Annotated in this window: 10 protein-coding genes and 1 pseudogene; 4 read left to right on the top strand and 7 right to left on the bottom strand. The window is 63.1% G+C overall.

Going from position 1 to position 23,412, the window contains the following annotated elements:
* Nucleotides 1-91: 91 nt before the first annotated feature.
* A complete protein-coding gene (locus AC3WN8_RS20675; protein ID WP_492671367.1) occupies nt 92-463 on the bottom strand; it encodes an MmcQ/YjbR family DNA-binding protein in 372 nt (123 codons plus the stop codon).
* 170 nt (nt 464-633) lie between these two features.
* On the opposite strand from AC3WN8_RS20675, the pseudogene AC3WN8_RS20670 reads away from it, so the two are divergent.
* From AC3WN8_RS20670 to AC3WN8_RS20660, 3 genes and pseudogenes are all read left to right on the top strand, one after another.
* Nucleotides 634-816 (top strand): annotated as a pseudogene (locus AC3WN8_RS20670) (calcium-binding protein); the annotation flags it as partial.
* A 483-nt stretch (nt 817-1,299) separates the two neighbouring features.
* Entirely contained in the window at nt 1,300-7,770 is a 6,471-nt protein-coding gene (locus AC3WN8_RS20665) for an Ig-like domain-containing protein (RefSeq protein WP_492671417.1), read from the top strand.
* Nucleotides 7,771-7,970: 200 nt separating this feature from the next.
* Nucleotides 7,971-15,644 carry an Ig-like domain-containing protein gene (locus AC3WN8_RS20660; protein WP_492671366.1) on the top strand — a complete coding sequence of 2,558 codons (7,674 nt, stop codon included), beginning with the start codon at nt 7,971-7,973 and terminating at the stop codon, nt 15,642-15,644.
* A 38-nt stretch (nt 15,645-15,682) separates the two neighbouring features.
* Here AC3WN8_RS20660 and paoC read toward each other — a convergent pair whose 3' ends face one another.
* The 4 genes from paoC to AC3WN8_RS20640 form a co-directional block, all read right to left on the bottom strand.
* Complete coding sequence (gene paoC, locus AC3WN8_RS20655) at nt 15,683-17,884, bottom strand: aldehyde oxidoreductase molybdenum-binding subunit PaoC (protein ID WP_492671365.1); 2,202 nt, start codon at nt 17,882-17,884, stop codon at nt 15,683-15,685.
* Nucleotides 17,881-18,837, bottom strand: a complete 957-nt coding sequence (locus tag AC3WN8_RS20650) for an FAD binding domain-containing protein (protein WP_492671364.1) — start codon at nt 18,835-18,837, stop codon at nt 17,881-17,883. The genes paoC and AC3WN8_RS20650 overlap by 4 nt, the downstream gene beginning before the upstream one ends.
* Nucleotides 18,834-19,466 carry an aldehyde dehydrogenase iron-sulfur subunit PaoA gene (gene paoA / locus AC3WN8_RS20645; protein WP_492671363.1) on the bottom strand — a complete coding sequence of 211 codons (633 nt, stop codon included), beginning with the start codon at nt 19,464-19,466 and terminating at the stop codon, nt 18,834-18,836. The genes AC3WN8_RS20650 and paoA overlap by 4 nt, the downstream gene beginning before the upstream one ends.
* 123 nt (nt 19,467-19,589) lie before the next feature.
* Nucleotides 19,590-20,573: an aldo/keto reductase gene (locus AC3WN8_RS20640; protein WP_492671362.1), complete on the bottom strand. Its 984-nt coding sequence runs from the start codon at nt 20,571-20,573 to the stop codon at nt 19,590-19,592.
* A gap of 115 nt (nt 20,574-20,688) precedes the next feature.
* On the opposite strand from AC3WN8_RS20640, the gene AC3WN8_RS20635 reads away from it, so the two are divergent.
* On the top strand, nt 20,689-21,582 hold the full coding sequence (locus AC3WN8_RS20635) for a LysR family transcriptional regulator (RefSeq protein ID WP_492671361.1): 894 nt from the start codon (nt 20,689-20,691) through the stop codon (nt 21,580-21,582).
* A gap of 19 nt (nt 21,583-21,601) precedes the next feature.
* On the opposite strand, the gene AC3WN8_RS20630 is transcribed toward AC3WN8_RS20635, so the two are convergent.
* Both AC3WN8_RS20630 and AC3WN8_RS20625 read right to left on the bottom strand, forming a co-directional pair.
* Nucleotides 21,602-21,769, bottom strand: a complete 168-nt coding sequence (locus tag AC3WN8_RS20630; protein ID WP_492671360.1) for a hypothetical protein — start codon at nt 21,767-21,769, stop codon at nt 21,602-21,604.
* 120 nt (nt 21,770-21,889) lie between these two features.
* Nucleotides 21,890-23,263 carry a class II 3-deoxy-7-phosphoheptulonate synthase gene (locus AC3WN8_RS20625; protein WP_492671359.1) on the bottom strand — a complete coding sequence of 458 codons (1,374 nt, stop codon included), beginning with the start codon at nt 23,261-23,263 and terminating at the stop codon, nt 21,890-21,892.
* Nucleotides 23,264-23,412 lie beyond the last annotated feature (149 nt).

Below are 23,412 nucleotides of genomic sequence, written 5' to 3'. Positions count from 1 at the left end.
TTTCGCTCGGGAGAGGGGCGGGTCGTATCGGCTCCGTTCCCATCAACCTCGGCTGAAACGCACCCGGCGGCTTATGGGTCCGGCCGCCCCATCATTCGGCGCGCGCATCCAGTTCCTTGACCAGTCGGCGCGGAGCCTGGGCGCGATAGCTTTCGTCGATCCATTGCCGAAACTGGTCGAACGTCGGCATCTCGTCTCCGGCCGGCATGAAGGTCACCCAGCCGCTTTTGCCGAGCCCGTAGGCGGTGGGGTGCGCGTAACGGAGCCCGAGCGCGACATCGCTGGTATAAGGCAGCTTGCACGACACGCTGAACGGCTCGCCATCGGCGCTGAGATAGGCGAAGGTCTTGTCCTTCACCGCAAGATCGTCATGCCCCGGCCAGGGTGATTTTGAATGGGCACCGGGATAGCCCAGTCCGAAGGCACGCAGATCGCGTAAAAGCTGGTCGCCAATATTGCTCATCGCGTCGGTCTCCTGTGTTTGGCGGCACGATTCCGCGGCATCGAACACTCGATAATCGATCAGTTTTATATTGATCCGAATTGAAAACGCTGAGAAGCCCCGACAATTGTTCAAGGCTTGTCGGGCTCGCGTCCGGAACGCGTCTCGTAAGCATAGTTGCGTAGCGGGGGATGAGGATGGCGTATCTGATCGGAACGAGCGGCAATGATCTGCTCGAAGGCACTGCAGACGCCGATACGATCCAGGCCTTGGCTGGTGATGATACGCTCAATGGTGGGATCGGCGACGACCTTCTCGATGGTGGAAGTGGAAACGACCTGCTTCGCGGCGGAAGCGGCCATGATGTCATCAACGATGAGGGCGGCAACGACACCGTCGAAGGTGGAGCGGGCGACGACGAGATCACGCTGTTCCGAACCGTCATCGCCGCCGACCTGCCGCCACGCATCGACCGGGTCGTCATCGACGCCGGCGATGGCAATGATCGTGTCCTCTATACGGTGGAGCGGACTGGAGACTACAGCACCCAATCGATCGACGCGGATCTGACCGTTGGTCTGGGTTCCGGCGACGATTATTTCTACCTCGATACGGATCTGACAGCAGCCACGCTCACGCTGGGTAGCGGGCGGGATCGTGTCGAACTGGGCATGCTTTTTCTGGCGTATTCGTTTCCAAATAACACACCCCTGATCATCACTGATTTTGCGGCCGGCGCGGACGGCGATCAACTCGATCTCGGCCTGATAATCTGGCGGAGCTATGGTTGGGACAGAGCTTCCAACCCCTTCGAGTCCGGATATCTGCGCCTGGCGCAGGTCGGCGCGGATACGATGGTGCTGCGCGACTTTGATGGCGTAAACGGCACCGGTGATGTGGAAGCGCTCGTGCTGCTCAAGGGCGTCTCGGTCAACGATCTGACCGCCGCCAACTTCATGGGCTACGCGCCAGGGCAAACAGGCATAGTTTCGGATGTCTTCACGGGAACGGCCGGTGCGGACGGTCATGCGGGCGGTGGTGGGGCAGACCGGATCGACGGTCTGGGTGGCGATGACCGGTTATCGGGTGGCCTCGGGCGCGACACGATCGACGGAGGGGCGGGCAATGACACGATCGAAGGCGGCTTTGACAGCGATTCTCTGATCGGCGGCGAGGGCGACGATCAAATCACCGATATGGTTGAAGGATCGGATTTCCTGTCGGGCGGCGGCGGCAACGACATGATCGTCGTGCGCCACAGCTATACCGCCACAGATGAAACCATCACCGTTTCGGGTGGTGCAGGCGATGATACGCTGGATTTTACAACCTATGGGTCGGGCGGAGGCTCGGCGTTGATTGCCGACATGGGCAGCGGCGATGATCGGGTAAGGCTGGTATCGGCGGGCAGAGTGACGCTGACGCTGGGCGAGGGTGTCGACACGGTGGTACTCGGGACCGGCGGGATCGGAGGCATCTCACTTCCGGTCACGATCACTGATTTCCAGACTGGCTATATGGGGGACAGACTGGACTGGGTCGCCTATCTCGACACGTTGATATGGCGACCCGCTCCGCAGAATGGCCTTCCCGACGACCGCAGCGACATATCATATCCGTTCTCGACGGGGTTGGCAGTGCTTGTCCAGTCAGGTGCCGATACGCTGTTGCAGGTGGGGAGTTTCAGCCAAACGATCGTCATTTTCAAGAACACCGATCTCGCGAGTTTTACGGAGCATAATCTCGGCGTGCCTCTCCCGGGGGACACCGCATCGTCCACGCCTGGAAACGATATTTTTTCCGGAACACCGGGGCGGGATATGGTTCACGGTGCTGCTGGCGACGACCAGCTTGCCGGCTTGGCCGGCAACGACTTGCTGGCCGGCGGCGCGGGCAACGACACCATCGATGGTGGCGACGGCAACGATCTTCTGACTGGCGATGACGGAGAGGATTCGATCCGGGGCGGCAGCGGGAACGATACCCTCGATGGCGGCGCCGGCGCGGACACGCTCGATGGTGGTGACGGCAACGACAGGTTGATCATCGACGGGATGGATATCGCGTCTGGAGGCGATGGCGACGATCAGGTCTATCTGGAATTCGCCTGGAATCAGCATATTCTCGACAGTGGCTTGCCGTTCGGATCGCTCGCCACCGGGAATGGCGGCGACCTAGTCATCGTCCGCGGCGCGTACAGCACGATGCAGGCGGGCGGCTATGCGATCGATCTAGGCGCGGGCGATGATCGGATCGTCACCGATGGTGCTTTCGGGACTCTGACGCTCGGTGCCGGCCGCGATCGGATCGAAACGGTCCAGGGCTCGGGCGGCTCCGTGCTCATCGTAACCGACTTCCAGACCGGCGAGGGTGGTGACATCTTCGCTTTCGGGCCATATCTCAATCCCGCCGCCCACCCTTTCATCTTTGGTGCGGTGAGGCTGATACAGGACGGCAATGACGTCGTCATGTCCTATGACACTCAGGTGGCTCAAAGTATAGGAATTTCCGGCTCGTTTTCGGTGCGTTTCATCGGGACATCTATTGGAGACTTCACCGCTTATAATTTCGACGGCTATGATCCCACGCTGAGCGGTTCGACACCCGTCAACGTCGATTCCACACTTGTGATCGGCCCAGGCACGACGATGAACGTGCAGAATTCCATTCCAATTCTCCAAAATGGATTGGCGGCTGCCTTTGTCTTTGGGGGCGGAGACGCAAGGAAAGAACTCGTCAATCATGGCATGGTCGAGATCACGACGTCCTCGCAATTCGTGGCGAGCAAGGTAGCGGGCGTCCGGATCGACGATATCCTTTCGTCCTCCAGCCAAAGCCTGTTCCACAATGCGGCGGATGGTCGTTTCAGCGTGCGATCGACCTCGGGCGAAACCTACGGCTATTACGCACCCTCCTTCGGTGTCCCGTTCCGCAACGATGGCCTGTTCGAGGTCCAGGGGGCGGCTATGGCAATGGGCGTGCTGGGCGGTTTTCATACGGTGGAAACCGGAAAGTTCCTGAACAATGGAACGATTTCGGTCTCCGGTGGAACCGATGCCTACGGCGTCCGCCTCGGTGGTTGGGGCGTGCTGGACAATCGCGGAACCATCTCGGCCTCCGCACCGGAGATTTCCGTCGGCGTCGATCTTGCCGGCTATGCGGGGCGGGGATTCAGCAATAGCGGCACGATCACGGCGACCACCACGCCGGGGTCACTCTACGCGTCTGTGGGCATCCTGACCGACGGCGCGGCGCAGACGTCCGGCCAGACCAATATATTCGTCAATTCCGGCACAATTTCAGCCGATATCGCTTTCTATTCGCGCGATATCTTTCCGGTCGGCGGGACATCCGAAACCCTGATCAACAGCGGCGCGATCCACGGCATAGTGGTCATGGGCGTCGGTGCGGATGTCGTGCGGAACAGCGGCACGATGGATGGGCTGACGCTGCTGGGCATCGGTGCTGATCTCTATGACGGTTCGTCCGGCCTCCATTCCGGCTGGGTCAGGGGTGGCCGGGACAATGACACGCTGATCGGCGGAGCCGGTAACGACACATTATTCGGCGATACGCAGAACGACGTGATCGACGGCGGATCGGGCGATGACTATGTCGAAGGTGGTCAGGGCAATGATATGCTCGACGGCGGGGCCGGTGATGACATGGTCTCCTATGCTGGCTTGTCGCAGGCGATCCTGGCGGATCTTGCCCTGGGTACTGTCGTCACGTCGCAGGAAACGGATCATATCCGCAATTTCGAGCGGGTTTACGGATCGCGCGGTAACGACACCATATATGGATCGGCGCTGGGTGAGGTGCTGGCGGGGCAGCGCGGCGACGACAGGATCGACGGCCGCGCGGGGAATGACGTAATTCTGGGTGGGGCGGGCAATGACACGCTGACCGGCGGGGCCGGCGACGACATTTTCCGGTTCGGACTCGGCGATGGGCAGGACGAGATCACCGATTTCTCGCCCGGCGATGCGATAGAGATCGCCGGTTACACCGCTTATCAATCCATTCAGCAAGAAGGCGCCGACGTCCGCATCGTGCTTTCGGCCGATGACAGCATCCTGGTGCGCAACGCGAGCGCCGCGACCTTCGCGAGCGACAATCTGCTGTTCGGTGGCTCCGTCGGGGTCATCACGCCCAATGTTGGGGACGAGACCTTCTATTCCAATCGAAACATGGTGATCGATGCGAACACCGTTTTCGAACTCGTCGATCCGCAACTACTCCATATCCGATATTCGGCCGTTCCGCCGTTCGCAACCGCGAGCGCCATCGTGCTCGAGTCACCGGTCGGTGCCCCGCTTATCGGTCTTTGGAATGCCGGTACCGTGAGATTCACGACCGGCGATCATGTGTCTGTTTCCACGGGAATATCGGGTTCAAGTGTCAACGGCATCGGCGGCGGCCGCTGGTTCGTGAATGAAGTGAGTGGGACGCTGACGGTGACGGGGAACGCCAGGGTTGTCGGCATGTCCGGCTTCGGTTCGGTCATCAACCACGGTACGATTGCGGTGACCAGCCTTGGTGGCGATGCGAGCGCGGTGCTGGGGCTCGATTCCGGAGGTTTCGTCAATGCCGGAACGATCATCGTCGATGCGGCGGAGGCTGCACGCGCGATCGATTGGGACTTCATTCCCCGCTCGGTCAGCAGAATGTTCAATTCCGGACAGATCATCGTCCATGGCGGCACCGAGAGCCACGGCATCGAATATTTCATGGACGCGCATCCGCAAGGCGACCAGCCCAAGCTGGTCAACAGCGGCACGATCACGGTCACCGACGAGACGGCGGCGCTCGACAGTGTCGGACTTTATCTCGACACCGCGGCCAAAGCGACGGTCTGGAACAGTGGCACCATCAGCGCCGACCATGCGATCTACGTGAGTCTTCGCGGACAGTATGAGCCATGGGCCGGCGATAATATCACGGTCTACAATAGCGGCACGCTCAACGGCCAAGTCCGTCTCAGCGTTTATGACGACGTGCTGGTCAACACCGGAACGATCAATGGCGATGTGAATCTTGGTGTAGGCAAAGATCTGTACGATGGTCGGCAGGGGCAGTTGAACGGCTCGCTCGACGGCTATGACGGCGACGACACGCTGCTTGCCGGTGCGGGCAGTCAAAGCGTCTTTGGCGGGTTCGGAAACGATATCGTTTCCGGAGGAGCGGACGATGACACGCTGAACGGTGGAGCGGGAATCGACAGTTTCCGTTTCGGCATTGGTTTCGGCCACGACTTGATCGTGGACTTCGAAGTCGGCACGGACGGCGATTTCATCGATGTCGGCGGATATTCCGCCTGGCAGTCGATCGCCCAGCAGGGCAGCGACGTGCTCATCACCTTTTCTGCGGCCGATACGATGCTCGTGCGCAACGTCGTCGTCGCGGACCTCGTCCATGGTGCGGTCCGCTTCGGTGCCTCGGATATCGCGACCCAAACCATCCCTGACGCGCCGCTCGCTTATGCGCTCCCGCCGAGGCCTGCGCCGGCGCCGGTCGATCCGAACGCCACTTTCCTGCCGATTGTCGGAACGGGCAAGGCAGACAGTCTGAGCGGTGATCTTGGCCCCGACGATCTGAGGGGAGACGGCGGTGACGACCTGCTGAGCGGTCTTTCGGGCAACGATAAGCTACGCGGAGGTGACGGCGACGACAGTCTGACGGGGGGCGCGGGCAACGACCTGCTGGACGGCGGCGGCGGGACGGATGTTGCCATGTTTGCGGGCGCGCGCTCGGCCTATACCGTCAGTGCTGGCACCGGTGCGCTCGTCGTATCGAGTGCGGCGGAAGGTGACGACCGGCTTGTGGATATCGAATATCTGCGTTTCGCCTATGGCACCTATGTCTGGGATACGGCGTCCGCCAGCCTCATCCGTACCGTCAATGCAGCGCCCGGCTTCTCCGATCCGACGCTGCAATTGCACGGCGTGTCCGGGCGATCGATCGGCTTCACCGTCCAGGGCAGCGATCCGGATGGCGATGCCTTGACCTACACCGCGGGCACGGCGGCGCATGGCAGTGTGACGACGACCGGCGCGGGCAATTTCATCTACACGCCGGTTGCCGGGTTTACGGGCACGGACAGCTTTACCGTCACGGCCGATGATGGCCATGGCGGTACCGGCTCCCAGCTGGTGACGGTGCAGGTGGCGACCATGCCCGATGCCAAAACCGGCTTTCGCCTGATTGCGGCGAGCGGCTTCGAGGGGGCGATCAGCGGCAAGGGCAATGTCTTTGGAACCAGCGGCTTCCAGGACATCACCATCCTCGACAAGCCGTCCGCGATCACCTTCAACGGCTCGTTCAGCAGCGGTGGCGACATCGTGCGATTGTCCGGCAACGCCGATGCCTACAGCATCGTCCTTTCGGGCTCCTATGCGGTGTTGACCGACGGCGACACCACCGTCTCGATTCCGGTCGGCGATGTGGGCATGGCGCTGGTCTTCGCCGATGGCGCACGCACGCTCGTCTATGACAGCGCCAGCGCCAGCGTCAAAATAGGCACGCAGACGCTGTCCGCGACCGCGCTGCAGATCAACGCCGCGGCGGATGGCACCGTGCTGCCGACAGGTGCGAACCCGGCGGCGACATCGCGCCTGATCGTCACCCCCGACAGCGACGCCAATTTCGAGGGCGATACGACGGTCTTCGCCGCCAACGGCACGGCGCGGGTCACGCTGCTGGGTGGCGATGCCGTTCTCGGCGCATCGTTCAACAGGGGAGGGGACACGCTGCTTCTGCCCGATCCCGCGCACGGCTATACCGCGCATCGCACGGGATCCTTCGTGATCCTGACGTCCGGTGACGACAGGGTCGCGATCCCGGTCGGCACGGTGGGGATGACGCTCGACTTCGACGGCGATGCCCGCATCCTGCGCTACGATCCGGTGAGCCAGACCGTGAAGATCGGCGACCAGTCGGTGACCGCCACCACCGCGCAGACCGCGCAACCGCTCGCCGAGCAGCTCGTCACCCTTTCGCTCGATCAGGGCAGCGCCGAGGCGCCAGTGTCGTTCCAGCTCGATCCAAACAAGATCTATATATTGGTCGACGATGCGACGAAGGCGAGCCATGTGCGCATCAGCGGCATGACCAGCAACGACGTGATCCGGGTCACGGGAGCGGGAGAAGCCGATTATGGCTTTGCCGCGGCCAATCTCGATCAGGGAAGTTCGAGCAACGATCTGCTGATCAGCCATGGCGCGGACAAGGTGGAAATCCTCAACGGTATCTTGAATTCATGGATTTCCGTCGTCCAGCTGGCTGACGCCAAGGTCGCGGTCGGGTGGGATTTCATCAACTTCGCGTGACGGCGATGCGGGAGCGGGGAAAGGCGCGAGAGGTCTTCTCGGCCACCCGCTTCGCATCCCGCCGATCTCGGTCGTTCGATGAAGCGCATTTACAGTTGATCTGGACCGAAAACGCTGGAAAGCCGGAGGTAATTGTCGATGGCTCGCCGGGAGGGCGCTGGTAGCGCGCCTCACGGACGTGATTGCGTGGCGGGGTGAGGATGGCCGACCTGACGGGAACGAGCGGAAACGATCTGCTCGATGGCACTGCGGGCACCGATACGATCCGTGCCTTGATCGGTGACGATATCGTTGCGGCCGGCGACGGTGACGATCTGATCACCGACGATGGTGGCACGCACAATGCGATCCATGCCGGCGCGGGCAACGATCGTGTCACCTTTGTCGATTATCAGGCCGGCTCCACGGCCTTTTCCTATTATCAGACGATCACGTCGGTCGATGCCGGTGACGGCAATGACCTGGTGTCGTTCGATTCCAATCGCTTCGGCAGTGCCGCGATCTCGCTCGGTATGGGCAACGACGTGCTGCTCTTCGGGCGGGCATTGTCCTCCACACGGCTCGAAAATGTATCGGTCACGCTCGGTGCCGGGCAGGATGTCGTCGCATTGGGTTTTCCGATGGGCGATGGCTTGCGTTCCCAGATCGGCTTCTCGCCGATCGTTATCGCCGATTTCACGGCCGGCCTTGGCGGTGACGCGCTCGACCTGTCCGATCTGCTGCGGGGGTTTTTCACGAATCCGACACCGCTCACCATCTTTCCGGCCGCAAACCCCTTTGCCAGCGGACATGTCGTGCTGGTCGCGGATGGCGCTGATACGATCGTCCGGCTCGACTATGACGGCAATGGCCCTGGTACTGGCGAAACGTATACGCGCGACGTCGTTCGGCTGGTCAATGTTTTGCCGGGGCAATTGGTCGCAGCGAATTTTTCAGGTTGGGCACCGGATGGTTCCGCGCCGGCGGCGACGACCGTCAGCGGCACCGCGGGTGATGACAATTTGTTCGCGACTGCCGTTTCCGGTGCGCTCAACGGTCTTGGCGGTGACGACACACTCACCGGCAATGGGGGCGACCAGGCACTCGATGGCGGCGCCGGCAACGATCTGCTTGATGGCGGTGATGGCGACGACCTGCTGCGCGGCGGCGACGGGAATGACATTATCCGCGACATCCGCGGGAATGATGTTGTCGACGGCGGGGCAGGGGATGACGAGATCAGTCTCGTCCGGCGGGTCATTTCCAGCGTCCTGCCGTCGCGGACCGATATCGTTGCGATCGACGCGGGATCGGGGAACGATAGCGTCAGCTATATCGTGGAACGTTTTCAGGGCATTGGCACGCAGGCCGTCAATGCCAGGCTGACGGTCGATCTGGGGGCCGGGAACGACTATTTCTTCCTGGACAATGCGCGCGCGGAAACCACGCTGACATTGGGCAACGGGCAGGATCGGGTCGAACTCGGCGCGCAGTTCAAATATCTGCTTGCGGACAGGTCGCCGCTGGTGATCACCGACTTCGCCGCCGGCGCTGGCGGCGATCAACTCGATCTCGGGTTGATGCTGACGCGCAGTCAGGGATGGGACAGAACAAGCAACCCCTTTGCCTCTGGCCATCTTCGCCTGGCGCAACAAGGCGCCGATACGCTCATACTCTGGGACTATGATGGGGGTGATGGCGCCGACGAGACCGAGGTGCTGGTGCTTCTCAAGGGCGTCTCTGCTGCCAGCCTGACCGGATTCAATTTTGCAGGCTATGCATCGGACGGGGGCGCTGTCGCGGATGGCACGGCACAGGGTACGGCTTTGTCCGACACGCTCGTCGGCGCCGCTGGCGGCGACCGGATCGATGGCCTGGGCGGCAGCGACCGGCTCCTCGGCGGCTTCGGCACCGACACCGTCGACGGGGGATCGGGCAACGATACGATCGAGGGCGGCTTCGGCAATGACAGCCTGATCGGTGGCGATGGCGACGATCATATCAGCGACACCGGTGACGGATCGGACAGCCTTTCCGGTGGTGACGGAAACGACACGCTGGTTGTCCGGCACATCTACACCTTCGCGCCCGAGACGATTTCGGTCACAGCTGGTACCGGCGACGATACTCTCGAATTCGAGGTCTTCGAAGCGTCCGGGCATGTCGCGGCACTGATCGCCGACATGGGCGAAGGCAATGATCGGATCCGTATCCTCTCCATGCCATCGGGTGGGACGACGCTGACATTGGGCGCTGGTACCGACACGGTCGTGCTTGACCAGGCACTGGCATCACAGGTCAAGGTGCCGATCACGATCACCGATTTTCAGACTGGGAACGGCGGCGACGTTCTCGACTGGGTCGGTTATATGGACTTGTATAGCCGCGATCTGCCGTTCGTGACCGTCTATCCCGATGATGGCACCGATATCTACGATCCGTTCCAGACCGGTCAGGCAAGGTTGATCCAGTCGGGCGCCGATACGCTGCTGCAGATGAGCTATGGTGGAGGGTTCACCAGCTACAACACCGTCGTCACTTTCCAGAATACCAGCGTCGAAAACTTCACCGCGTATAATCTGGGCATCGATCCCGCGCGCGACACGGCACCATCGACATCGGATGACGACAGTTTCGGCGGAACGGCCGGTCGCGATATCGTCCGTGCCGGCGATGGCAATGATCGGCTGACCGGATTGGCGGGCCGCGATCTGTTGGTGGGTGGTGTAGGCGATGACCGGCTCGATGGCGGTGATGATGATGACATTCTCTTCGGTGATGCCGGACGTGATACGCTTCTCGGTGGTGCCGGGAACGACGCGCTCGATGGCGGCGCTGGTGTGGACCAGATCGATGGCGGCGCCGGTAACGACCGGCTGACGATCGATTGGATGGATGTTGCACTGGGCGGTGTGGGTGACGACCGGGTCTATTTGCGGTTCGCCTGGGCTCAGGGGCTCATCGACAGCGGCTTGCCTGCCGGTTCGCTCGATGCAGGCAGCGGCAACGATTTCGTGATCATTCGTGACGCCTACAATGCGATGGAAGCGGGCGGCTACGCGATCGACCTGGGCGCGGGCGACGATCGGATCATCACCGATGGTTCATTCGGGACATTGACGCTCGGGGTCGGTCGCGATCGGATAGAAGCGGTCGATGGTGTCCACGGCTTCATCCTGACGGTTACCGATTTTCAGGTCGGAACCGGGGGCGATGTCTTCAGCTTCGGGACGCATGTCAATTCGGCCTTCGATCCGTTCGCTTCGGGCGCAGCCTGGCTGGTGCAGGACGGCAACGACGTTGTCCTGACCTATGACAGTGATATCGCCTTCGACATCGGCATCACCAGCCCACTGTCGGTACGGTTCGTCGGTACGACGGTCGCGCAGTTCAACGTGTCGAATTTCGACGGCTATGATCCCGTCATTCAGGCCGGCAAGGCGCTCCACGTCGAGACGACGCTGGTGATCGCAGCGGGCTCAACCGTGACAATTGCAAATCCTGCCGTCGAGCAGAGTTCCGCGGCTGGAGTCATCTACGCATCGAATGACGGCAAGGCGCAGTTCGTCAATCACGGCACTGTCGACATCGCGATCTCACCGCCCTCGACGGCGGGCCGGTCCGTCGGGTTCGGCATCGATATATTCCATCCGACATCGACACAGAGCTTGTTTCACAATGCGGAGGACGGCCGTTTCAGCATCACCTCCATATCCTCATCCACCTATGGCTATTACGCGCCGAGCATAGGCATTGCGTTCCGCAATGACGGGCTGTTCGAAGTCAGCGGCACCGGTTTGGTCGTGGGCGCTCTCGGCGGCTTCGATCCAGCCGGGAACACTGGGTTCCTGAATGTGGGAACGATCTCCGTCTCGGGCGGGACAGACGTCTACGGCCTTTATCTCGGCGGAACCGCCGCGTTCGACAATCGCGGGACGATCCGGGTAGAGGGGCCGGAATTCGCGGTCGGGGTTTATCTCCCCGGCCACGGAACCAGGGCCTTCGACAATAGCGGAACCATCAGCGTTACGACCGCGCCGGCATCGCCGTTCCAGTCGATCGGGATCCTGACCGAAAGTGCGCCGCAATCCGCGAACCAGCGCAATGTCTTCACCAATTCCGGGACGATCTCTGCAGAGATCGCCTTCTATTCGCTCGACGTTTCGCCGAGCGGCGCTTCGGAGACCCTCATCAACAGCGGATCGGTGATCGGAACCGTTGTCATGGACGCGGGCGCCGACATTGTCATGAACAGCGGCACGATGGCCGGCCGGACGTTGCTTGGGGCCGGCGCCGATCTGTACGACGGCAGGGGCGGCACGCATTCAGGCTCGATCGAAGGCGGTGACGACAGGGATACGCTGATCGGCGGGGCCGGCGACGAGTTGCTGTTCGGGGATGCACACGACGACGTGATCTCCGGCGGTGCCGGCGACGACTATGTCGAGGGCGGCCAGGGTAATGACGCGCTCGACGGTGGCCTCGGCTTCGACATGGTTTCCTATTTCGGATCGCCGCTGGCTATCCTTGCCGACCTTGCCGCCGGCACGATCCGCACCTCGCAGGACGTGGACTATGTCCGCGGCTTCGAACAGATCATCGGCTCTCGCGGCAACGATACGATCCTGGGCGCTGCGATCGGTGAGGTGTTGGTCGGTTTCCACGGAAATGACCGGATCGACGGCCGCGCCGGGAATGACGTGATCCTGGGCGGCGCCGGCAACGATATGTTGACGGGTGGGGCCGGCGACGACGTCTTCATTTTCGAGGCGGGCGACGGGCGCGACGAGATCACCGATTTCTCGCCCGGCGATTCGATCGAGATCTACGGCTACACCGCCTATCAATCGCTGCAGCAGATGGGCAACGACGTCCGCATCGTACTTTCGGCCAGCGACAGCATCCTGGTGCGCGGCGCCAAGACCGCCAGCTTCATGAACGGCAATCTCTGGTTCAGCGGGCCGACCGGTGTGACGATCCCGGATATCCCGGACGAGACGTTCTTTCCGACCCAGAATCTGGTGATCGACGCGGACACCGTCTTCGATCTGGGTGACACTCAACCACTGCATATCCGCTATTCGACGATCCAGTCGACCGCGATCGCGCTCGAGGCACCGTTGGGCATCAGCGGGCTCGGCGTGTGGAATGCCGGCACCGTCCGTTTCTCGACCACCATCGACGCGCCCTATTCTGCGGGCGTGGCGAGCTCGATCGCCAACGGTTATGGCGGGCGCAATCACTGGTTCGTCAACGAGAGTGGCGCGACGTTTGCGGTGACCGCCGAACATGCGAAGGCGATCGGCATCAACGGCATCGGGGCGGTCTGGAACTTCGGCACGATCGCCGCGACAAGTCTCGACGACGACGCAAGCGCGATCCTGGGGCTCCATCCCAACACCTTCGGCACAGTTGCGGGAACCTTCGTCAACGCCGGCACGATCACCGTAAACGCAGCCGGCATCGGCCGCGGTATCGACCAAGGCACCAATACGGGCTCGGTGAGCCAGATGGTCAATTCGGGTCAGATAGCCGTGCATGGCGGCTCTGCCAGCAACGGAATCGAGAACTCCATGTCGGCACACCCACTGGCGGGGCAGCCGATGCTGGTCAACAGCGGAACGATCGCTGTCACCGATGATACGGCGGCGATCGACAGCGCAGGCCTCTACCTCAACATCGCATCACGCGCGACGGTTTGGAACAGCGGCACGATCGGCGCCGACTACGCGATCCGCGTCGTCCAACTTTCGAGCTATTCGCCGGTGCTCGATTATGGCCTTTGGGTTTATAACAGCGGTACGCTCGACGGGCGTGTCCAGCTCAGCGCCTATGGCGACGTGCTCATCAACACGGGCACGATCGACGGCGATGTGAATCTGGGCGGTGGCGACGATATTTATGACGGACGGCCCGGCCAGTTGGTCGGCTCGCTCCATGGCTATGATGGCAACGACATGCTGCTCGCCGGCGCCGGCCATCAATATATTTTCGGTGGTTTCGGCAATGACACGCTGTCCGGCGGTATTGGCAACGACACACTGAGCGGCGGGAGCGGGATTGACAGCTTCCGCTTTGGCACCGGCTTTGGTCAGGATGCGATCACCGATTTCGAAGCCGGCCACGATTTCATCGATATCGGCGGCTATTCGAATTATCAGTCGATTGTCCAGCAGGGCAGCGATGTCCTTGTCACATTTGCAGCCGGCGACACGCTGCTTGTTCGCAATGTATCGGTCGCGGATCTGACGGGGGGCGCGATCCGCTTTGGCGCGACCGAGATCGCGGTGCTGGTCATCCCCGACGCTCCGGATGCGGTTGCGCCTCCACCGAATCCGGGACCGACATCGGTCGATCCGAATATGACCTTCCTCCCGATCATTGGCACTGGCGGGGCAGACAGCCTGACCGGCGATATCGGCCCCGACGAATTGCGGGGAGGGGGAGGTAATGACAGTCTGACGGGGGGCGTGGGCAACGACCGGCTCGACGGCGGTGCAGGGAACGACGTCGCGATCTTCGTGGGGCCGCGCTCGGCCTATACCGTCAGTGCGGGCACCGGTGCGCTCCTCGTATCGAGTGCGGCGGAAGGTGACGACCGGCTTGTGGATATCGAATATCTGCGTTTCGCCGATGGCACCTATGTCTGGGATACGGCGTCCGCCAGCCTCATCCGCACCGTCAATGCAGCGCCCGGCTTCTCCGATCCGACGCTGCAATTGCGCGGCGTGTCCGGGCGATCGATCGGCTTCACTGTCCAGGGCAGCGATCCGGATGGCGATGCCTTGACCTACACCACGGGCACGGCGGCGCATGGCAGTGTGACGACGACCGGCGCGGGCAATTTCATCTACACGCCGGTTGCCGGGTTCACGGGCACGGACAGCTTTACCGTCACGGCCGATGATGGCCATGGCGGTACCGGCTCGCAGCTGGTGACGGTGCAGGTGGCGACCATGCCCGATGCCAAAACCGGCTTTCGCCTGATCGCCGCGAGCGGCTTCGAGGGGGCGATCAGCGGCAAGGGCAATGTCTTTGGAACCAGCGGCTTCCAGGACATCACCATCCTCGACAAGCCGTCCGCGATCACCTTCAACGGCTCGTTCAGCAGCGGTGGCGACATCGTGCGGTTGTCCGGCAATGCCGATGCCTACAGCATCGTGCTTTCAGGCTCCTATGCGGTGTTGACCGATGGCGACACCACCGTCTCGATTCCGGTCGGCGATGTGGGCATGGCGCTGGTCTTCGCCGATGGCGCGCGCGCGCTCGTCTATGACAGCGCCAGCGCCAGCGTCAAAATAGGCACGCAGACGCTGTCCGCGACCGCGCTGCAGATCAACGCCGCGGCGGATGGCACCGTGCTGCCGACAGGTGCGAACCCGGCGGCGACATCGCGCCTTATCGTCACCCCCGACAGCGACGCCATTTTCGAGGGCGATACGACGGTCTTCGCTGCCAACGGCACGGCGCGGGTCACGCTACTGGGTGGCGACGCCGTTCTCGGCGCATCGTTCAACAGGGGAGGGGACACGCTGCTTCTGCCCGATCCCGCGCATGGCTATACCGCGCATCGCACGGGATCCTTCGTGATCCTGACCTCCGGTGACGACAGGGTCGCGATCCCGGTCGGCACGGTGGGGATGACGCTCGACTTCGACGGCGATGCCCGCATCCTGCGCTACGATCCGGTGAGCCAGACCGTCAGGATCGGCGACCAGTCGGTCACCGCCACCACCGCGCAGACCGCGCTTCCGCTTGCTCCGCAAATGGGCATGATCCAGCTTTATCAGGCCAGCGCGGAGGCGCCGATGTTGATCCAGCTCGATCCTAACCCGATTTCCCCGTTACACGAAGCCAAGGCCGCGCTCGGCTGGGATTTCATCAGCTTTGCGTGAAGATGGCTGGCGGCGGCGCGGGAGGTGCATGGGGTCTCCTACGCCACCCGCTTCGCCATCCCGCCGATAACCTTGTCCAGCGTCAGCGGATACTCGCGGATGCGCACGCCACAGGCATTGTAGACTGCGTTGGCGACCGCCGCGCCCGCGCCGCATATGCCGAGCTCGCCGACACCCTTTGCCTTCATCGGTGAGGATTTGTCGTCGAGTTCCTCGATGAACAGTACATCCTGTTCGGGAATGTCGGCGTGCACCGGCACATGATATTCGGCCATGTCGTGATTGACGAAATAGCCGAAGCGCGTGTCGACGGTCAGTTCCTCCATCAGCGCCGCGCCGACCCCCATCGCCATTGCGCCGATCACCTGGCTGCGCGCCGCTTTGGGGTTGAGGATGCGCCCGGCGGCAAAGGCGCCGCCCATCCGCCGCACGCGCGTCTCGCCGGTGTGCATGTCGACGCCGACTTCGCAGAAATGCGCGCCGAACGTGCCCTGGGCATAGCGCTCGGTCAGGTCGCCGAACTCGATCTTGTCCTCGGCTGTGGTGCCCTGGCGACCCGCCGCCTCCTTCAGCGGGATCGTGCGGCCAGCAGACTTGATCGTCCGGCCTTCGAACACTGCATCTTCGGCATTGAAGCCCGCTTGCTGCGCCAGCTTGCTCCGCAGCGCGACGCAAGCGGCATAGACGCCGGCGGTGGCGCTGTTCGCGCCCCATTGCCCGCCCGATCCGGCCGATTCCGGATAATGGCTGTCGCCCAATCGCACCGTGACTTCGGACAGCGGCACGCCGAGCATCTCGGCGGCGGTCTGCGCGATCACCGTATAGCTGCCCGTGCCGATATCGGTCATGTCGGTCTCGACGATGACGCGGCCCTGCCCATCGACGCTCACCCGCGCGCCCGATGCCTGGGTCAGGTTGTTGCGAAAGGCGGAGGCCATGCCCATGCCGATCAGCCAGCGGCCGTCGCGCACCTGGCCGGGGATGGGATTGCGCCGCGACCAGCCGAACCGATCGGCACCCTGGCGCAGACATTCGACGAATTTGCGGCTGGAGAAGGGGCGCTCGGGGCCTTTCTCCGGATCGAACTGCACGTCGTTGCGGATGCGCAGCTCGACGGGATCAATCCCGCATGCCTCGGCCAGCTCGTCCATTGCGACTTCCAGCGCGAGCAGGCCGACCGCTTCGCCGGGCGCGCGCATCGCATTGCCTTCGGGCAGATCGAGCGTCGCCAGCCGATGCGCGGTCATCCGGTTCGCACCGCCATAGAGCAGGCGTGTCTGCTGCGCCGCGACTTCGGGGCCACCGCCGGGCAGGTCGCCCGACCAGACCTCGTGGCCGATCGCGTCGATCACGCCGTTGCGGTCGGCGCCGATGCGGATGCGCTGGATGGTGGCGGGGCGATGCGTGGTGTTGTTGGGAATCTGCGGCCGGGCCAGTGCGACCTTGACCGGTCGCCCGACGGCGCGTGCGCCAAGTGCGGCCAGCACCGCATCGGCGCGCAGGAACAGCTTCGCGCCGAACCCGCCGCCAATATAGGGCGACATGACATGGATATCCTCGGTCTTCATCTTGAAGGTCAGCGCCAATTCCCTGACTGCCCAGGCGATCATCTGGTTCGCGGTCCAGAGCGTCAATTTCCCGCCCGTCCATGACGCGGTCGTCGCATGCGGCTCCATCATCGCATGGCTGTGGTCGGGGGTGGTGTAGGTCTGGTCGATCCGGATCGCCGCTTTCGGAAAGGCAGCGGCGAAATCGCCCGCTTTGGTATCGGGGTCGCTCTTGGGCTCAACCGCCTTGCCCTTTTCGTCCTTCAGGTCGAAGCGGCCATCCTCGCGGGCATAGTCGATCCGCACCAGCTTCGCCGCGTCGCGCGCCTGTTCCAGCGTTTCGGCAACGACCACCGCCAGCGCCTGATCATAATGCTCGATCCTGGGGCCGCCGAGTAGATGCGCGGTGTTCATCCGGCCCTTGCCGAGTGGGCCGGCATTTTTGTGGGTGACGACGGCGAGCACGCCGGGTGCCGCTTCGGCATCGCGCGTGTCGATCGATCTGATGCTGCCTTTGGCGATCGCGGACCCGACCATCCAGCCATAAGCGGCATTGGGCGCGACATCATGGCGCTCATAGGCATAGGGCGCGCTGCCCGTGACCTTGGCGGGGCCGTCGATGCGGTCGTGCGGAATGCCGACCACGCGGCCGCGATCGATCGGATTGGCGGTTGCGGGCTGGTCGAATTTCATGACCGTGCCTCCCGTTCGGCGTAGACCGAAGCCAGCGCGCGCCGGGTCAGGTCGGTTTTGAAGGCGTTGAGCGGCGTGGTCACCGCACCGGCCAGCGCGATATCGGCCACGGCATCGGGGCCGTTGCGTGCCGCGGCGTCGGCGGCGTCGATACGCCACGGCCGCGGCGCGAGTCCGCCGAATGCGAAGCGTGCGCTGCCGTCCTTGCCGAATACGGCGCCGACCGAAACCAAAGCAAAGGCATAGGATGCACGGTCGCGCACCTTGCGATAGATATGCGTGCCGCCGAGTGGACGGGGCAGGGTCACCGCGGTGATCAGTTCGCCGGGCATCAGCACCGTTTCCACATCGGGCGTATCACCGGGCAGCCGGTGGAATGTCGCGATCGGGATGGCGCGCGTGGTGCCGTCGGGGGCAACGGTCTCGACCATCGCATCGAGCAGCCGCATCGCCACCGCCATGTCCGACGGATGCGTCGCGATACAGGCATCGCTCGTGCCCAATATCGCCAGATTGCGGTTGAACCCCTTGATCGCGGCACAGCCGCTGCCGGGCTTGCGTTTGTTGCAGGGTTTGCTGGTGTCGTAGAAATAGGGGCAGCGCGTGCGCTGGAGGAGATTGCCGGCCGTCGTCGCCTTGTTGCGCAGCTGTGCCGAGGCACCGGCGAGCAGCGCGCGGCTGAGTACCGGATAATCGCGGCGCACGCGCTTATGCGCCGCCAGATCGGTGTTGCGGACGAGCGCGCCGATGCGCAGCCCGCCCTGATCGGTCTCGCTGACCGTATCGAGGCCCAGTGGATTGACGTCGATCAGATGCGTCGGCGTCTCGATCTGCAGTTTCATCAGGTCCAGCAGATTGGTGCCGCCCGCGATGAAGCGTGCGCCCTGATGCTGGGCGGCCGCACGTGCCGCCGCCGCCGCGCTCGTCGCGCGCTCATAGGTGAAGGGCCTCATGCCTTTTCTCCCGCCACGTCGCGGATCGCGGCGACGATGTTCGAATAGGCGGCGCAGCGGCAGATATTGCCGCTCATCCGCTCTCGCACTTCCGCGTCGGAATAAGAAACCTTGTTCAGATCGGCCGTGACATGGCTGGGAATGCCCGCCTCGATCTCGTCGAGCATGGCTACCGCCGAGCAGATCTGCCCGGGCGTGCAATAGCCGCATTGATAGCCGTCATGGACGACGAAGGCGCGCTGCATCGGGTGCAGCCGCTCGGGCGTGCCCAGCCCCTCGACCGTGGTGACCTCACTGCCTTCGTGCATCACGGCCAGCGTCAGGCAGCTGTTGATCCGCCGCCCGTCGACGATGATGGTGCACGCGCCGCACTGGCCATGATCACAGCCCTTTTTTGTACCCGTCAGCCGCAGATGTTCGCGCAGCGCGTCGAGCAGGGTGGTGCGCGGATCGAGATTGAGATGCATCTCCTTGCCATTGACCTTGAAGGTCACGGGCAAGGTGGCGCTGGCTGGCCGGCGTGCATCAGGCCGTGCGGCGGATACCGGAATGGCAGGGGCCGCGCAGGCGGCAGCACTGCCGCCAAGCACCGCTCTGCGTGAGAAGCCGACATAGTCATCCGATGTCATGCGGTGCTGCCTTCCGAAGGTGTTCATGTGCTAGACGCAGGAGGTCGGTTTTTTGATCCGTTGGCGATATGAATTGCATGTGCGTCGACCCCGCGATCCATCCATTCGGCGAGGTGGGCGCTGTCAGCGGCCGACCCGGGCTTGCAGATGCGAAGGGTATCGATCGCCCTGCACATCGATCGCGGCGAGTACATCGCGAATCTCGTGCAGATCTTCGGGCGTCAGCACGACCGATGCGGCGCCGATATTCTCCTCCAGCCGATGGAGTTTGGTCGTGCCCGGGATCGGCACGATCCAGGGCTTTTGCGCGAGCAGCCAGGCGAGCGCGATCTGCGCGGATGTCGCCTGCTTCGCTTTCGCGATCTCGCCCAGCCGTTCGACCAGCGCCTGATTGGCTGTCCGGGCTTCCGTCGTGAAGCGCGGCACGATATTGCGGAAATCGTCGCTGTCGAACTGCGTGCTTGCGTCGATCGTGCCGGTAAGAAAACCCCTGCCGAGTGGGCTGAACGGCACGAAGCAGATGCCCAGTTCTTCGCAAAGCGGCAATATTTCTTGCTCGGATTCTCGCCACCACATCGAATATTCGCTCTGCAGCGCCGCGACGGGCTGGATTGCATGGGCGCGCCGGATCGACTCCGCACCGGCCTCGGACAGGCCGAAATATCCGACCTTGCCTTCATCGATCAGCGTCTTCACGGTGCCGGCGACATCCTCCATCGGCACGTCGGGATCGACGCGATGCTGGTAGAGCAGGTCGATCCGGTCGGTGCGCAGCCGCCTCAGCGCGGCCTCGGTGACTTGGCGGATATTCTCCGGCCGGCTGTCCAGGCCGTCGGTGACGACACCCCTCGCAAAGCCGAACTTGGTGGCGATCACGACCTGGTCGCGCATCGGGGCCAGCGCTTCGCCCAGCAGATCCTCATTGGCGAAGGGACCATAGGCTTCGGCGGTGTCAAAGAATGTCACGCCGCGCTCGAACGCGTCCCGTAGCAGCGCGATCGCATCCTGCCGGTCGGTCGCCGGACCATAGGCATAGCTCAGCCCCATGCATCCCAGGCCGATCGCCGAAACCTCGGGTCCGTTCTTTCCAAGTCTGCGCGTCTGCATGATCGTCTCCATATTGGATCGTTCGGCACCGATGCCGCATATCATGGAAATAGTCGCTGCCATTGCCCCCGATAAGACGCTAGAATTGGCATGAAGTCATATCGGAGATTCATGAATGCGTCGTGAGGAGCTGGTCGATCTCAACGCCTTCATGACCGTGGCGGAGGAACGCAGCTTCACGCGCGCCGCCGCAAAGCTCGGCACCTCGCAATCGGCACTCAGCCACACCGTTCGCCGGCTTGAAGCACGGCTGGACGTCCGCCTGCTGACGCGGACGACGCGCAGCGTCGTTCCCACTGATGCGGGCGAACGGCTGTTGCGCACGCTCCGTCCGGCGCTGGACGAGATCGACGCGGAACTGGCCGCGCTGTCCGCGTTGCGCGACAAGCCGGCGGGAACGATCCGCATCACCACCCCCGAACATGCGGCCAACACCGTGCTCTGGCCGGTGATCGGGAAACTCTTGCCCGATTATCCCGATATCCATGTCGAACTCAGCGTGGATTCCAGCCTGACCAATATCGTCAGCGAGCGCTTCGATGCCGGGGTCAGGCTGGGCGAGCAGGTCGCGAAGGACATGATCGCGGTCCGCATCGGGCCCGATCTGCGCATGGCGGCCGTCGCGGCGCCATCCTATTTTGCGGAGCGGCCCAGGCCTCGAACGCCGCAGGACCTGGCCGACCATCAATGCATCAATCTGCGCTTGCGCACCTTTGGTGGGCTTTATGCGTGGGAGTTCGAGAGGAATGGTCGCGAATTGAGAGTGCGGGTCGACGGCCAACTCGTGTTAAACGACGCGAAGATGATCCTGAATGCCGCCAGGGCGGGCTTCGGCATTGCCTTCATGCCCGACGATCACATCCATGAGGATGTGGCCCGGGGGCGGCTGGTGCATGTGCTGGCCGACTGGTGTCCGCCCTTTCCGGGCTATCATCTCTATTATCCGAGCCGGCGGCAGCTCTCACCGGCCTTCGCCCTGCTGGTAGAGGCGCTCCGCTATCGGGACTGAGTCCCGATAGCGGAATAGATCAACGCATCACGGCATACCAGATCACGTAGAGCCACGAGAAGAAGCCGTGGATGATTGCCCAGATGATCGACTTGTTGACGCTCCACGAGATCGCGATGGCGAGTGCCGAGCCGAAGCTGATGCCGGATTTGACGATGGTTTCGGTATGGCGATGGAACTGGGGCATGACGGTCCTTTCCCGGGCATCATAACGCGCCCGGATCGATCATAACGAAGCGCGCGACAGAGCTCCACCCCGCAGACCTATCGGTCTGCGAGGCGCGCTTGCACAATCATCGTCAGGTGCTTAGGCCGCAGCCTTGCGACGCTCTTTCAATTCCTGGTTGAGCATCTCGGCCAGCAGGAACGCCATCTCCAGCGACTGGCTTGCGTTCAGGCGCGGGTCGCAATGGGTGTGGTAGCGATCGGCCAGGCTCTGCTCGGTCACGTCGACGGCACCGCCGGTGCATTCGGTGACGTTCTGCCCGGTCATCTCGGCATGGATGCCGCCCGCGAAGCTGCCCTCGGCGCGGTGCACCGCAAAGAAGCCGCGGACCTCGGCCAGGATGCGCTCGAACGGGCGCGTCTTGTAACCATTGGCGGCCTTGACGACATTGCCGTGCATCGGGTCGCAGCTCCACACCACCGGATGGCCTTCGCGCATCACCGCGCGGACCAGCTTGGGCAGGCCGGCCTCGATCTTGTCATGGCCATAACGCGTGATCAGCGTGATGCGGCCGGGCTGGCGTGCCGGGTTGAGCGTGTCGAGCAGGTTGAGCAGCGCGTCGGGCTCGAGGCTCGGGCCGCACTTCATGCCGATCGGATTGCCGATGCCGCGGAGGAATTCGACATGCGCGCTGCCCTCGAAGCGGGTGCGATCGCCGATCCACAGCATGTGCGCGCTGGTATCGTACCAATCGCCGGTCAGCGAATCCTGCCGGGTCAGCGCCTGCTCATATTGCAGCAGCAGCGCTTCGTGGCTGGTGTAGAATTGGGTGCCGGCCAGCTGCGGCACCGTCTCGGGGCTGATGCCGCACGCTTCCATGAAGTCGAGCGCTTCGCCGATCCGATCCGCGACGTCGCCGAACTTCTTGGCCCAGGGGCTGCGGCCCATGAAATCATGCGTCCAGCGATGGACCTGATGGAGATTGGCATAGCCGCCCTGCGCAAAGGCGCGCAGCAGGTTGAGCGTCGCCGCCGACTGGCTATAGGCGCGCACCATGCGTTGCGGATCGGGCACGCGGCCCGCCGCCTCGAACGCGATGTCGTTGACGATATCGCCGCGATAGCTGGGCAGCGAGACGCCGCCGATATCCTCAAGATCGGCCGAGCGCGGCTTGGCGAACTGGCCGGCCATGCGGCCGACCTTCACCACCGGCAGCTTGGATGCATAGGTGAGGACGACGGCCATCTGCAGGATCACGCGGAACGTGTCGCGGATGTTGTTCGCCTGGAATTCGGCGAAGCTCTCGGCGCAGTCGCCGCCCTGGAGCAGGAACGCCTTGCCTTCGGCGACCTTGGCCAGCTCGGCCGTCAGGTTGCGCGCCTCGCCCGCAAAGACGAGCGGAGGGAAGCTGCCAAGCGTCTTCGTCGCGTCGGCAAGCGCCGCTGCGTCGGGATAGTTTGGCAGCTGGCGCGCCTCGTATTTCGTCCAGCTTTCAGGGGCCCATTTGGCGGCCATGATCGTCGAGTCCGAATGGTGGAAAGAGCGGCGTTCCTTGCGGAAATATGGCTCGGAAAGCAATGGGTGAAAAGCTTGGGGGCGGGATAGCGATGCGATGTGTGTCCTAAGCGCATGACCCGGCACGTCATTCCGGCTCTCGCCGGAAT

Source organism: Sphingobium sp. FW305-3-2-15-F-TSA7 (assembly GCF_058787155.1).
This window is presented reverse-complemented; position numbering and strand designations above follow the sequence as displayed.

Excerpts from the sequence above, each read along its gene's own strand:
- AC3WN8_RS20675 (WP_492671367.1), bottom strand. The coding sequence starts at position 463 with ATGAGCAATATTGGCGACCAGCTTTTACGCGATCTGCGTGCCTTCGGA.
- AC3WN8_RS20660 (WP_492671366.1), top strand. The coding sequence starts at position 7,971 with ATGGCCGACCTGACGGGAACGAGCGGAAACGATCTGCTCGATGGCACT.
- paoC (WP_492671365.1), bottom strand. The coding sequence starts at position 17,884 with ATGAAATTCGACCAGCCCGCAACCGCCAATCCGATCGATCGCGGCCGC.
- AC3WN8_RS20650 (WP_492671364.1), bottom strand. The coding sequence starts at position 18,837 with ATGAGGCCCTTCACCTATGAGCGCGCGACGAGCGCGGCGGCGGCGGCA.
- paoA (WP_492671363.1), bottom strand. The coding sequence starts at position 19,466 with ATGACATCGGATGACTATGTCGGCTTCTCACGCAGAGCGGTGCTTGGC.
- AC3WN8_RS20640 (WP_492671362.1), bottom strand. The coding sequence starts at position 20,573 with ATGCAGACGCGCAGACTTGGAAAGAACGGACCCGAGGTTTCGGCGATC.
- AC3WN8_RS20635 (WP_492671361.1), top strand. The coding sequence starts at position 20,689 with ATGCGTCGTGAGGAGCTGGTCGATCTCAACGCCTTCATGACCGTGGCG.
- AC3WN8_RS20630 (WP_492671360.1), bottom strand. The coding sequence starts at position 21,769 with ATGCCCCAGTTCCATCGCCATACCGAAACCATCGTCAAATCCGGCATC.
- AC3WN8_RS20625 (WP_492671359.1), bottom strand. The coding sequence starts at position 23,263 with ATGGCCGCCAAATGGGCCCCTGAAAGCTGGACGAAATACGAGGCGCGC.